Source organism: Mesorhizobium sp. M0292 (assembly GCF_040321695.1).
Classification (GTDB): domain Bacteria; phylum Pseudomonadota; class Alphaproteobacteria; order Rhizobiales; family Rhizobiaceae; genus Mesorhizobium.
The window spans coordinates 34,855-48,644 of the sequence record NZ_JAMYSB010000005.1 but is presented as its reverse complement, the minus strand read 5'-3'; the positions used below and the strand labels follow the sequence as shown (position 1 = coordinate 48,644).

7 protein-coding genes are annotated in these 13,790 nt (G+C 59.8%); all 7 read right to left on the bottom strand.

Features of this window, described 5'->3' with window-relative positions:
* Window positions 1–125: 125 nt before the first annotated feature.
* A complete protein-coding gene (locus tag NKI96_RS09090) occupies window positions 126–5,591 on the bottom strand; it encodes an ATP-binding sensor histidine kinase (protein ID WP_023744385.1) in 5,466 nt (1,821 codons plus the stop codon).
* Window positions 5,592–6,136: 545 nt separating this feature from the next.
* Entirely contained in the window at window positions 6,137–7,216 is a 1,080-nt protein-coding gene (locus tag NKI96_RS09085; protein WP_023734891.1) for an ABC transporter ATP-binding protein, read from the bottom strand.
* 34 nt (window positions 7,217–7,250) lie between these two features.
* Window positions 7,251–9,359, bottom strand: a complete 2,109-nt coding sequence (locus tag NKI96_RS09080; protein WP_023734890.1) for an ADP-ribosylglycohydrolase family protein — start codon at window positions 9,357–9,359, stop codon at window positions 7,251–7,253.
* Window positions 9,360–9,397: 38 nt separating this feature from the next.
* Window positions 9,398–10,231: a carbohydrate ABC transporter permease gene (locus NKI96_RS09075; RefSeq protein WP_023744386.1), complete on the bottom strand. Its 834-nt coding sequence runs from the start codon at window positions 10,229–10,231 to the stop codon at window positions 9,398–9,400.
* On the bottom strand, window positions 10,228–11,073 hold the full coding sequence (locus NKI96_RS09070) for a carbohydrate ABC transporter permease (protein ID WP_023744387.1): 846 nt from the start codon (window positions 11,071–11,073) through the stop codon (window positions 10,228–10,230). The genes NKI96_RS09075 and NKI96_RS09070 overlap by 4 nt, the downstream gene beginning before the upstream one ends.
* A gap of 131 nt (window positions 11,074–11,204) precedes the next feature.
* Entirely contained in the window at window positions 11,205–12,524 is a 1,320-nt protein-coding gene (locus NKI96_RS09065) for an ABC transporter substrate-binding protein (RefSeq protein WP_023734887.1), read from the bottom strand.
* A gap of 33 nt (window positions 12,525–12,557) precedes the next feature.
* Window positions 12,558–13,565, bottom strand: coding sequence for a LacI family DNA-binding transcriptional regulator (locus NKI96_RS09060; protein ID WP_352803824.1), 1,008 nt, complete (start codon window positions 13,563–13,565; stop codon window positions 12,558–12,560).
* Window positions 13,566–13,790: the final 225 nt, after the last annotated feature.

Here is a 13,790-nt window from a genome sequence, read left to right as displayed (position 1 = left end):
TAGATGCGTCGTGCGTGCGGGGAAAGGACGCATTTCATAATGATGTCACCAACAACCTGGCGGATTTTCTAGCAGTTTGGCCCATAGACTCCTGCCGAGCGTTCGATATGACGGCAACAAATGCGCTACGGCGATTTTTCAATTGGCAGCATAACGTTAAACACGGCGCCATGAGGTTTGTTCGGAGTTGCCCATAGCCTGCCGCCATGCGCTTCCACGATCGTGCGGCAGATCGGCAATCCCATCCCCAACCCACTGGACTTGGTCGTGTAAAACGCCTCGAAAATACTCTCAGGATTGGCCTGAGATAGACCCGGACCCGTATCGCTGACCGCGACAAGGACGCCGTCTGAGTCAACCTTGCTGGTGCTGATCGACAATTCGCGCAGTACCTGCCCAACCTCGCTCATGGCTTCGATGGCGTTCATGATCAAATTCAGGATCACCTGTTGTAATTGGACTCTGTCCCCCAAAATGCGCGGCAACCCCTCTGCCAGTTGCATCTTCGCCACGACGCCTCTCTCTGACATTGGGATACGGGCTAGTGCCGAAATTTCCAAAATTGTTTCGTTGATTTCCAAATTTTCCTTCCGGGCAGGGGCATTTTTGGAGAAGTCACGAATACGGCTTACAATATCAGCGGTCCTCTTACCGTCTCTCATAATGCGATCGATGGCGTGCTTGGCCCCATCCAAATCTGGCGGCTGACGAGCGAGAAAGCGCATCGCGGTTCCAGCATTCGTCAGCGTGGCAGCTATAGGTTGATTGACTTCGTGAACAATGGAGGCTGCGAGTTGGCCCATTGTCGCTACGCGGTTCGCGTGCACCAGCTCGGCCTCGGCGCGTTTTCGCTCCGTCAGATCTACAACGAATGCGACGCCCTGATGTCCGAGTTCGTCGAAGGTCGCCCCACCCACAAGCACGGGCACGAGATTGTCGTCTTTCCGAAGAAGATCCTTCTCGTACGGTCTGCAGGTTCCAGTAGAAGCCATGTCCGCGAATGCTCGTTCGTCCGCCCAGCTCCATTCGGCGGGTGTCAAGGAGGTCCAACGCAACGAGCCCGAAGCAACATCGCCGCGGCTATATCCCACGATTTGGAGAAAGGCCTCGTTGGCTTCCATGATGCGACCGTCGAGATCGAAAATACATATTCCGATGATATTGGAGTCGACAAGACGCCGAACCTTTGCCTCCCGCTCTTGGAGATCGCTATACAAGCGTGTGTTTTCAAGCGAGATCGCTGCTTGCGCCGCAAGCAGTTCCAGGACCCCGATTCGTCCCGGCGTGAACGCGTGTGAGGTCAGCGCGTTTTCCAGGAGGACAATTCCTGTCAACTCTCCCTGTTTGATCAGCGGTACGCACAGGATTGACTTTGATAGTTGATGGTGCAGATACCCGTCCACGGAGAACAGGTTAGGTTTGGAGGCATCATCGAGAATGACGCTTTCCCGTGTGCGGATGACGTAGCGCACAAGGGATTCTGGACACGTGATTGACGTGATCGGCTCTTGATTTAATGTGACTTCGATCTGATTTCCGGCCGCCCGCGCTTCCGCATGGATCAGATATTCACCCCCTGACGGCAGGATCAAAAGGCCGCGATCCGCGCCCGCGTTCTCGATCAAGGTCCTCATCAGCCGCTTGATTAACTTGGGCAGCTCGATCTCTCCAGACAAAGCCTGAGAGGCTGCTATGACACTCTCTGCGTCGAGATGTTGAACCCGGGAGCCAATGCCCGCGTCACGACCTTGCACTTCCGGAGCGGTCAGGTGCGGATAAAGCCGGTCTAGCTGCCGCGCCTTGCCGTCGGCGCCCCAGCGGACATAACATCGCCGAGCATGACCTAAATGGGCAATGGCGGAAATCTTTGAGCCGCGCGCATTGTAAAACCTCGCGGCCAACTCATAGGCAAGGCCTTCGTTCTGCACGAACCCTTGATCGCGAGCAGAGGAAATTGCCTCCTCGTAGAGCCGCATGGCTTCAGCATCCCGTCCTTCGATACGGGCGAGCTCCGCGGAAACAAGTGCGTGCTTGTCGCCGAAGGTCGGTGGGTAATTTGCAGCCCACTCTCTGAGTTGCTCCAGGTGCAGCGCCAGGAGATCATGCCAAGCTCCCTTCTCGCCGACCGAAGCGCTCTCATAGAGAGCAGTCACGGTCAGCGCGGTATAGTAAACATAGTCGAGCTTCTGGAAATGAACCGGTGCAGCCCAAAGCAATTCTTTCGCTGTCTCGGCCGATGCGAGCGCCTCGACGTAGTCGCCCGACAAGAACCGGGCTTGTAACTTCAAGATCCAGTACAGGCAGGTCGCCGTGGCCGTCCCGTCAGCCATGATCTGCGCCTCGAAATCCGCTTCGTCAAATTGCGCATCGCTGAAGGTAGAGAAAGTTAAGGACCGGCCCTGCATGGTCGCTACGAAGCGTTGCTGGGCCTCGATCACGGTAGCGACGTCATGGAACCGAGCTTTCCGGACAAAATCCAGGGCCCTTTCCGACTCCCGCCACACTGCGTCGAGCGGGTCGTTCCGCGTCAGAAAATTCGTTATCGACTTGTCCATGCAGTAGCAGGCGACAGTCAGATCACCGGTGTCGTTTGCTATACGAAAGGCCGTCTCAAGAAAATTTATCGAGGTTGCGATCGGTTGTGTCCAGACGGCGACAACGCCTTTCGCATGGTAGGCCTTCCCCCGGTAGGCGACGAAACCTTGCTTATTGACAAGCTCGCAGGCGAGCTCAGCGAATCGATAACCGTCGCCGTAACGGCCAAATACTGGTCCCAGGATTTGGCCGAGATCGGCATAGCCATGGGCCGATGCGCCGCAGGTTCCGTGCTGCATTGTCATCTTCGCTATCCGGCACGCGAGCAACGACCACAAATGGAAGTCGGTATGGTTAGCAGGGGAGAGGAGCACTGACAGCACATCCATCGCGGCCAGCATTTCTGGATCCGTCATAATTGGCAGATCAATCAAGTTTTCGATCGGCTGTCCGCCAAGAGTTTGCCAGACCGTTTCGTATTCCGCCTGGACTTGCGCCTCAGTCGGGTGCGCCGAGATGTCAATGCCGAACAGGCGCAGGCACGAGAGTGCGCTGTCGACGGCTTGGGCATTTTCCGATTTCAGAGTGTGGAGCAGGACTTTCAGACGATAGGTGGTCGCCAGGTCGACTTTCGACGCCGCGCGTTGCAGCAAATCAATTATCAATTGCTCAGCTTCTTCGAAGTTGCCGCTCAAGATTTCGCATTCCGCACGTTCTAACCAGAGGCCGAATGTCAGTTCGTATTGTTTGTTCCAGCTTGTTTTGTCGAGCATGGTCATGCCGGCCGCTAGATACACGGATGCGGACACATAGGCAGCGGACGCTTTGGCCTTTCTCCCTGCGCGCAGGTTGAGCGTCGCTAACTGGGATTTCTCCTGCGGTTTAATCAGTTGTCCAGCGCCCCGATTGAGCTGGCCGGCGACATCGAATAGGTGCTCGGCGAGCTGGTCATCCGTCATGTTCGCCAGAAGCGTGCGGCCGACGAGCAGGTGGGCGTCAACTCGATGTCCGTCGGGGATAAGCGAATAAACCGCCTGTTGAATTCGATCATGCAGAAACCTGTACGCGCCATCCTGCTGATCGATGAGACCTGCATAAACAGCTTCCCGGAGCGTCTCGTGCATTGCTTCCTCTGTCTCTTTCTGAACCAGAGTCAGGATGGCGACGTCGGTGGCGTGGCCAAGACAGGCGAGCTGTTTCAACACGTCTTGGGTCAGGGGAGAAAGTCGCTTCAGCTTCTCCACCATGAGATCCACCACATTATCGGTATAGCCCTTGGCGTGTATGAGATCGATTTCCCAATGCCAAGCTCGCGCAACAGGATCAAATGTGAGCAATCCCTCGTCGGCCAATTCCGTCAAAAACTGGATTGCAAAGAATGGATTTCCCCCGGTTTTCTCCTGAACCAGCTCCGACAAAGGCCGCGCACGCTCGATATCACAGCGGATTGCACTCGCGGTAAACTGGCTGATCTCGTCGGACCCGAGGGGACCCAGCTTTATCTCACCCACCCTCGCATCAGTTTTTTTGATCGTATCCAGCATATGCAAAAGCAGGTGAGCGGGCCCGACCTCGTCGTCTCGATAGGCGCCAACCAGCAGAAGGTTGCGCACCTCCGAATGCGTGATCAGGTGCCCGATAAGGTCGAGTGTGGCTGCGTCCAGCCATTGCAGATCATCCAGGAACAGCGCGAGCGGGTGCTCCGGCGTCGCAAACGCGCCAAGGAAGCGACGGAACACAGCCTTAAATCGGTTTTGCGCCTCTTGGGACGGCAGGTCGGAAACGGACGGTTGTTTCCCGATGATGAACTCCAGTTCGGGAACGAGGTTGACGATCAGCTGTCCGTCCACACCGACCGCCTCTGACAAGATACGCCGCCAGCGATCCACTTCCCCTTCGCTCTCAACGAGAATCTGACGGACCAGGGTCTGGAAGGCCTGTGCCAGAGTTGCGTATGGGCTATCGCGCTTGTACTGGTCGAACTTGCCTGCAGCGAAAAGTCCCCGCGACGGGACGATGACCTTATGTAACTCGTTCACCACTGAGGATTTGCCGACACCGGAATAGCCGGATATCAATACGAGTTCGGAGGTGCCTTCGACCACTACCCGATCGAACGACGCGAGCAGAGATTCGATCTCGCTTTCGCGCCCATAGAGCTGCTCCGGGATCATCAACTGGCCCGATGTGTCGTGGGCGGCTAGTGGGAATGGTTCGATGCGACCATGTAGCTGCCATTCCATTAGGCACCGACGCAGGTCGGCCTCGACCCCCCCCGCGGTCTGATAGCGTTCCTCGGCCGTCTTCAGGAGAAGCTTCATCACGATTGACGAGAGTACCTGAGGAATTTCGCTTATACTTTCAGTGGGCGAGACAGCACGCCTCGCAATATGGCAGTGCACCCATTCCATCGGATCAGAAGCGGTGAATGGGAGCCGGCTGGTCAAGATTTCGTACAGCGTGACCCCGAGAGAATAGAGATCGCTCCGGGAATCGATAGAACGGTTCATACGCCCCGTCTGTTCAGGAGCCATGTACGGAAGCGATCCGGCGATGAATTGGGGCGCTTCAGGCTGCTGACGCTCCCGCGGAAGCCGAGACGCAACCCCAAAGCCTGTAAGCCAAACGCGACCGCGGTCGTCTACAAGTGCGTTCGCCGGCTTGATGTCCTTATGGATGAGCCCTTGCTTGTGGACTTGACCAAGCGCCACTGCCAAACCAATGGCAATACGCAGCAAGTGGGATAAATCGATGGGGAGTCCTTTGTGCTCCTCTATTGCTTGGTCCAGGGGTTCACCGCCTGAATCCTCAAGGATGAGGAGCATTCGTCCTTGGTGGCGAGCAATGGCGAGGGGCCGGGCGGCCCATGCTGCATCAAGTCCGCTCGCCAGCGCGTATTCGTGTTCGAGCCGCCGAATACTCTGAAGTGACGGCTGCTCACCAGCGACCGACACCGCTAGAATCGGTGTCTGGTTGCCGACCTCTTTGCCGCGGTAGAGCGTGAACTCCGCCCCTTCGCGAAGCACCTCCAAGGCGTACTCGGAATCCTCGGCCATCAAGCTTCTTATTGCTAGGAGAATGAGCCCTTGTCACAGAAAGAGATTGGCCCGCGAAACCCGGAGTCGAGCACGACCCTACTGTCAATCTGCCGGAGCGTCCATCTTTATTGGTTTGCTGCGAATGAGCCGCAGCCCGATCCCAGCCTTGCAGGACAAACGCCACTTTACATAGACAGCCTTTCGTCCTGGAGTTCCACCTGTCAGGAGTCCGTCGCATTGATCAAGCTGACCGCTCTGATCCCGCAGCTCGGTATCGAGCAACTCGCTCTCGAGCTGTCGCTTGACGATGAGGCTTCGACAGGAAGGACGGCGCCACACAACTGGCCAAAGCGGCACATGGCGAAATGGCTAACTCGAAACTCAAGGCGCGGCTTTGAAGGAAGACGCCCAGAATTTTCGACACTCTGAGAGGCTCGCCGTATATCTGGCACATGTCGAGCCAGCAGAAATGCAGACGTCTACAAAACTGCGTGATGTGAGGCCGATCAATCGCGACACGCTCTTTCGATTCGAGACAATGCATCCGGCCAGGCGAGACCCCGTTATCGTCGATGCAAAGCTTGACTGGTCTCGGCGTCGAACAGGCTCACCTTGGCGATGTCAGGCTCTACAAAGAGAATCTCGCCGGGGCGGGCACTGATTCTCTCACGAAACACGGCGACCGCCGGCGTACCGGCGATCCTCAAATGAACCTGTGTTTCGGAGCCTGTTGGCTCGACCACGTCAATCGATGCGGCAATACCCTTGCCCGAGAGAGGGATCCTGAGATGTTCGGGCCTTAAGCCGTAACGCACCTGCTTCCCCTCCGCCGCGCTGAAGCCCGGCGCGACCGGCAAAAGCGTGCCGTCGTTGGTTCGCACCGCCGGCGCGCCGTTGTTTCGCGTCACGACGCCATCTATGATGTTCATCGACGGCGAGCCGATGAAGGTCGCGACGAACAGATTGGCCGGATGATCGTAAAGCTCGAGCGGGCTGCCGATCTGCTCCACCCTCCCGTCATTCAACACGACGATCTGGTCGGCCATGGTCATAGCTTCGACCTGGTCGTGCGTGACGTAGACCGTGGTGGTGCGCAGGCGTTGATGCAGCGCCTTGATCTCGGCGCGCATGGCCACGCGCAATTTGGCATCCAGGTTCGATAGCGGCTCGTCGAACAGGAACACCTGCGGGTTGCGCACGATGGAGCGGCCCATGGCGACGCGCTGGCGCTGGCCGCCTGACAGCTGGCGCGGATAGCGATCGAGCAGCTGGGTCAGGCCAAGGATTTCCGCCGCCTTGGCCACCCGCTCGTTTTTTTCCGCCTTCGGCGCTTTGGCCAGCGTCATCGAGAACGCCATGTTCTCGGCGACCGTCATATGCGGGTAGAGCGCATAGTTCTGGAACACCATGGAGATGTCGCGCTTCTTTGGCGGCAGGTCGTTGACGACCTTGTCGCCGATGCTGATCGTGCCGCCCGAAATATCCTCCAGTCCGGCGATCATGCGCAGCAGCGTGGACTTGCCGCAGCCCGAGGGTCCGACCAGTACGACGAACTGACCGTCCGGGATCTTGACCGAGACGCCGTGCAGCACGGCGTGCCCGGCGTAGGATTTCAGCACGTTGTTGATTTCGACTGAAGCCATTCAGATCTTCCCTATGATCGTAGGTGCAGCACGTTCAGGCGCCGCTCACATGTAGTTCGTCGGTGGAGAGCGCACCTTCGGCGATGAGCAGTCCGATGCCGCCATCGGGCAATGCCTCGGCGCTGGTGTCGACCGCCTCGATCGCCACACCATCGAACAGCGCTTTGATGTGGCTGCCCTTTACGGTCAGCGTCACCGGGATCGCCTTTTCGAAAACGAGATCGTATGCCGTCTCCGCCAGAACGGCGGTGTCGGCGTCCCGTGTGCGCACGATTTGCAGCTTTCCGTCGCGAGTGGCGCGCACGGCGTAGTAACGCCGCAGGCCCTGAACGCGCGCGCAGACGCCACCATAATTGCCGAGGTGAATGACGATGTCGCCGAAGACTGTATAGTCGGTCCATTGCCGCGTCCCGTGAATCACGATGCCTTCGTCGCGGCTTTGCGAAATGCGGAAGCTCGGAGGATAGCGTTTGGAAAAGAAGCTGACGCCATTCACCCAGGCCATGCGCCAGAAATCGCATTCGCCGGCGGGACGGTGCAGCGTGAGTTCCGGCGCCCCGTCCCAGCGGAGATAGTCAAGCAGCACACGGCCATCCGCACGCTTGCCCCCGCTGGTGAGTACGATGCCGATCTCGGCGATCGGCTGGCCGTCCAGATCCGGCAGGCGCCATGACAGGACACGGTCTTCGCCCGCCTTCAAGATGACCGCATCGCCATCGAAATCGCGCAGACGATCCTCGCCATCATAGGCACGGATGCGCAGCCGCACCGACACCGCGCCCTGGTTGTGGCGATCGGCGACGACGCGCGCCTTGACCACTTGCCCGGGATAGACTAGCGGCGTCGCCATCAGATCGTAGGTGCGCATCGACAGCACCTCGCGCGGCGAGAAGGTCGGCGTCGTCACCGCGGCGCTCAGCCCTGGCGCCAGCGCCCCATAGTTTATGGTCAGTGCACGCGCGTTCTCGAATTCGACATTGCCGACGCGAACGCCGATCGCTGCGCCATGGCCTTCAACCGGGCGGAACCCTTGCTGGCTGCCGGACAGCGAGAAATGGAACTGCGCGCCGCCCTTGGGCGCATCGAGCGGATTGCCGCCGGCAAGCGTCATGCCGAGATTGGCGATGTAGTATGCCGTCCGCACCGCGTCGTTGATCGAATTGCCGCCATCGGCCGACGAGATCAGCAGCCGGTCGGCGATCGGCCCGCGCCAGTCCGGACCTGCCTCGACGCCATCGAGGCCCAGCATCAGCGCGAGCAGGCAGCCGACATTGCCGGCGTTGCAGTCGGTGTCCCAGCCGGACGTGTTGACGATCATCTGCGCCTTCTGGAAATCGTCAGGCGCATAAAGTACAGCCATCACCATCAGCGCGTGGTTAGGCACGACATGGCAATTGCCGGGATATTTGTCGTAGCCGTATTTGTCCTCGATCTTCTGACGCGTGTCGTGCCAGTCGGGATGCTGTTTCACCCAGCCTCTGATATCGGCGATGAGCTTGGCGATCAGGCTGTCGCGCGGGATCACCGACAGGCCGGTGTCGATGAGATGGTCGATGTCGCTGGACACGAAGGCTTCCGCCTCCATCGCTGCCCACAGCATCGCCGCATAGACGGATTCACCGTCATGCGAGACCTTGCCGGCCTGTTCGGCAAGTTTTGCCGCCAGAAGCGGCTGCCCCGGCGCCACCATCGCCCAGCCATCGATGAAGATCTGCGCGCCGATCTGCTCGGCCACGGTCGCACCATTGGTCGCGATCGACCCGGAATGTGGGGCAGGAATCCCCTTCTTGAGGTTGAGCCAGGCGGTATGCTCGGTCGAATTGCCCGAGCCGCCCCACCACAGGATCGAGCGTTCCTCGACGATGTAGTTCAGCCACGCCTTGCCGATGGCCTCGGCCGGCAAATCCGGCGAAATGCCGTAATCCTCAAGCGCGCGGATGAAGGTGAAGGTGCCGGCGACATCGTCATCCGTCACCACCAGCGGCTGGTTCAGCCGCTCATGCACGTAATAGTCGATCGGCCCGAGCTCTTTCATGATCTTCTGGTAAGTCCAGCCCTCGAACGGCCGGCCGAGATAAACCCCCACCAGCTTACCAAGCACGCCGGCATAGACCCGTTCCAGATAGTCATTGGGTAACTGCATGTTCTGCTCCAGATACTCGAAATATTTCAGCCCGGGTTTCAGCCCTTGACCGAGCCGCCCGCCATGCCTTCGATGAACCGCTTCTGCATGGCGACAAACAGCACCACCACCGGCACCACGATGATCAGCGCGGCGGCCATGATCTCACCCCAGTCGGAACTGTATTGCCCGCTGAGCAGGTAGAAGCCGATGACGGCAGTGACCTTGTCGGCCTTCTGCAGGAAGGTCGTCGCGATCAGGAATTCGTTCCAGGAATTGAGCCCGATGATCAGCGCGACTGTCAGAATCCCGGGTGACACGATCGGCAGCATGACCTTGGAAAACACCTGCCAATGGGTGGCGCCGTCGATCAGCGCGGCTTCCTCGAGCTCCTTCGGCACGGCGATGAAATAGGTCCTCAGCAGCATCACCGCGAACGGGCTGTAGAGCGCGGTGTAGATCAACGCGACGCCGAAGACATTGTTGACCAGGCCGAGCTTGGCGAAGCCGAAATAGAGCGGGAAAATGTAGAGCTGGATCGGCGCCGTGGTGGTCGCCAGCAGGTAGAACGTCCAGATCTTCCACGAGGCGACTTTCTTGCGCGCCAGCACATAGGCCGACAGCGAGCATGTCGTGCAGACGAGAATGATCGTGGTGCCCGACAACAGCAGCGAATTGATGAAGGTTTTCGAGAACTTGGCGTGCGCCCAGGCGTTGGTGAAATTCTCCCAGCGGATCGGGTTGGGCAGTGACAGCGGGTTCTGCACGATCTGCGCCGCCGGCTTCAGCGCGTTGAGCACCAGAAGCGCGATCGGAAACAGCGCGATGAAGGCGCCGATGCCCAGCACGATGTAGGAGATGGTGAGCGTCGTCCGGCTTTCGACCATTCTCATTGCTCGCCCTCCTGCGTCTGCAGCCGGACATAGAAGAAGGTGCCTACGAGGCCGAACAGGCTGATCACCAGGGCCGCCGCCGCTGCCTGGCCGACATTGAGGTCGTAGAAAGCGTGGCGATAGGCGAGCGTCGACAGCACCTCGCTTGAAAACGCCGGGCCGCCCTGGGTCAGGATGTAGACGAAGTCGAAGGCGAGAAAGCTCCAGATCACCGTCATGATCAGCATCAGCATGATGGTCGGCCGGATCCCCGGCAAAAGCACATAGCGCATCATTTGGCCGTAGCTGGCGCCCTCGATGCGCGCCGCTTCGATCTGCTCCTGAGGCACCTGCCGAAGGGCGGCGAAGAAGATGACGCACAGAAAGCCCCACCAGTGCCATAGGTCGACGGTCGCCACGCCGAACAGCGCGGTCGATGGCTGCGCCAGCGGATTGGCGACCGGCAGGCCCATGCGCTGCAGCATGCCGAACACGCCGGTGACCGGGCTGTAGATCATGCCTTGCCAGACGCGCGCGGTGATGACCGTGGCGATGACGACCGGCAGGAAGTAGACGACCTGGAAGAAATTGCTGCCGCGCCGCACGATCAAGAGCATCGACGCCGCCAGCAGCCCCATGGCGATCGGCACCACGAGGAAGATGCCGGTCCAGATGATGTTGTTGGTCAGCGCCGACCAGAACACGCCATCGGCGAGCAGCGCCCGGAAATTGTCCAGCCCGGAGAAAGTCGTCGTCGAAATACCGTCCCAGTTGCAGAATGCCAGGACAACCGTCAGCAGTGCCGGAACCAGCACGATGACGAAATTGATGATCAGCGTCGGGACGAGATAGAGCCGGTGCATGGACAATTGCCCTGGGTTTTGGAGCATGATGCCGAAAAGTGTGAAGCGGTTTTCGGACGACATCATGCTCTATTGATTTAGCGCCGGTCAGGCGCCGCTCCGTCGCTGGTTCGGTTGGGTTTTGCGGTGCCTCAAGCCCGCTTCGGTGCCGCCGGCACCTTGCCGGCCGTCTTTTCCTGCTGAAACGTTTCGTCGAGCTTCTTGAGGTAGTCCTTCGACGAGATCTTCTTCAGCCAGACTTCCTCCATGCCGCTGACCAGATAGGTGTCGGTGGCGGGCGGCAGGAAGGTCCATGTCGTGTAGCCATATTGGCCGGCGCCGACGGCGGTCGACAGGTTCTTCATCGACTCGGTGTAGAGCGGCAGCACCTTGTCGGAGAGTTTTACCCCTGACAGATCCTTCAAAGGCAGGTTCCACTCGCCCTGCCAGGCCGAGTTCATGGCGCCGTAGAATGTGTCGCTGAAGATATAGTCGAGCACCGCCGCCGCGCCGTCCGGATTTTCGGATTTCGCGTTGACCGAGAGCGTCGAGCCGATGCCGAGCGCATAGACCGGCGGGCCGCTCGTGCTCGGGAAACCGACGAAAGCCGGTTCGGCATTGTTGGGCGGGAAATAGGTCGGGACGTTGGTAAAGCTCCAGGTTCCGCTCGGCGCCATGCCGGCCTGGCCGGTTGCCACCTGGGCAAAGGCCTGCTCCAGCGTCAGCGAGAAATAGTTGGGGCCGAAATAGCCCTTCTGCCACCACTCATCGAGCTTATCGATGGCCGCCTGGATGGACGGATCGGTCCATGGAATGGCGCCCGTCAGCGCCTTGTAGACATTGTCGGGACCAGCCACCGAATTGAGCACGATCGAGACATGGTGCTCGTTGGCCGGCCGCCAGTCGGCATTGCCGGCGCCGAACGGCACCAGGCCCTTGGCCTTCATCTCGTCGGCCAGCGCCTCGAGCTCGGCGATGGTGGTCGGCGCCTTCCAGCTGCTCTTGTCGAACAGTGTCTTGTTGTAGAACAGACCGAGCGTCTCGTAGGTCTTGGCCAGCGCATAGAGCTTGCCCTCGTACTTGCCGAGTTCCGTGAACAGCGGCAGCAGCCGGTCGTTCCAGCCGAGCTTTGCCGCGTAGTCGTCGAGCGGCAGCAACTGCCCGGCCTGCGCCATCGACGCGACATAGCTCGGGCCGGCGGTGAAGACGACGTCCGGGCCATTGCCCGACAGCATGGCGATGCGCAATTGCTTGTCGAGGTCGGAGCCGCGGAAGTCGATCGACAGATCATCCTCCGGATGCGCCGCATTGAACGGGTCGATCAGAATGGTCTTGAGGTTGTCCTGGTTTTCCGGTGAAGCGGATTCGTACCAGAAGCCGACCGGCTTCTTGTCGTCGGCAAAGGAAAGGCGCGGCAGCAGCGGCAGGGCGACAAGCCCGAGGCCGGTCTTGACCAATGTACGGCGTTGCATGATGTTCTCCTCCGATATCGTTTCTTATGGCAGTCAGGTCGAACCGCGTTCGATCAGGCTGTAGGGCATTTCGAGCGCGGTCCCCGCGCCCGGTGAGGCGCCGCGCAGGCGCTCCATCAGGATCTGTGCAGCCTTTTCCCCCATGTCGCCCTGGAATTGCGCGACCGTGGTCAGCGATGGTGTGACCAGCCGCGCCGCCGAAATGTCGTCGAAGCCGGCAACCGCAATGTCGCCGGGAATGGCGATGCCGCGATCGCGCAGCGCCTGCATGACGCCGATGGCCATCAAATCGTTGGCGGCAAAGATCGCCGTCGGCGCATAGCCGCTGGCCAGCACCGCCTCGGCGGCACGGGCGCCGCCGGTCTCGCTGAATTCCTCGTCGACGAGGATGTAGGGCGTGCCGCCGGCCTCGGTCAGCGCGGTGCGATAGCCTTCGACCCGCACGCCCTGGGGGCCACCGCGGCCGGCGACCATGGCGATGCGCCTGTGGCCGCGGCCGATGAGAAACTGCGTTACCGAGAAGGCGGCGGCGTAGCTGTCGACAAAAATGTCGTCGATGGCGATGTCGCCGCCGCGCTTCTTGCTGGACTCGATACGCACCACCGGCACGCCGGCATCGAGCAGCGGTTTGAAGTCGCCGGCGCGCAAGGTGAAGAACACGCCGATCACACCGTCGACCCGCCCCTGACGGGACCAGTCGAGAAAATGCCGCTCGCGCTCGGCCGAGCCGTCGGTGCTGACCGCGATCACGTCATAGCTGAGGTTTTCGGCCACCGACTGGATGCCGCGCATCAGCGCCGGATAGAAAGGGTTGGTGATGTCGGGCACGACGCAGGCGATGGTCATGGTGCGGTTGGTCTTGAGCGCCTGCGCGAACCGGTTCGGCGTATAGCCAAGGTCCGCCGCCGCCTTGGTGATCCGCTCCCAGGTCTCCGACGAAATCGCCGGAGACCCGCCACCGCTCATCACCATCGACACGCTCGCCTGCGATACGCCCGCCAGCCGCGCAACGTCTTTCTGTGTGGCCCGACCAGTGCGCAATCAAAATCGTCCCTTATACGTAACAACAACCTATTAATACGTATTAAAGTACTGCGAATGGGGCGTCAAGAGGCGGAGTCTCGGGTCTAATCGCCGAAGGTACGCAGATGCATTTAGCCGGCGTCTTCGGGCCGATATTTCGCTCAAGACACCCGGCCTGAGGGGCTTCATGATCGTCGTGGGGCAACGAGAAAGGCATTCGTTGCCCAGCGTGAGCATCGGTTG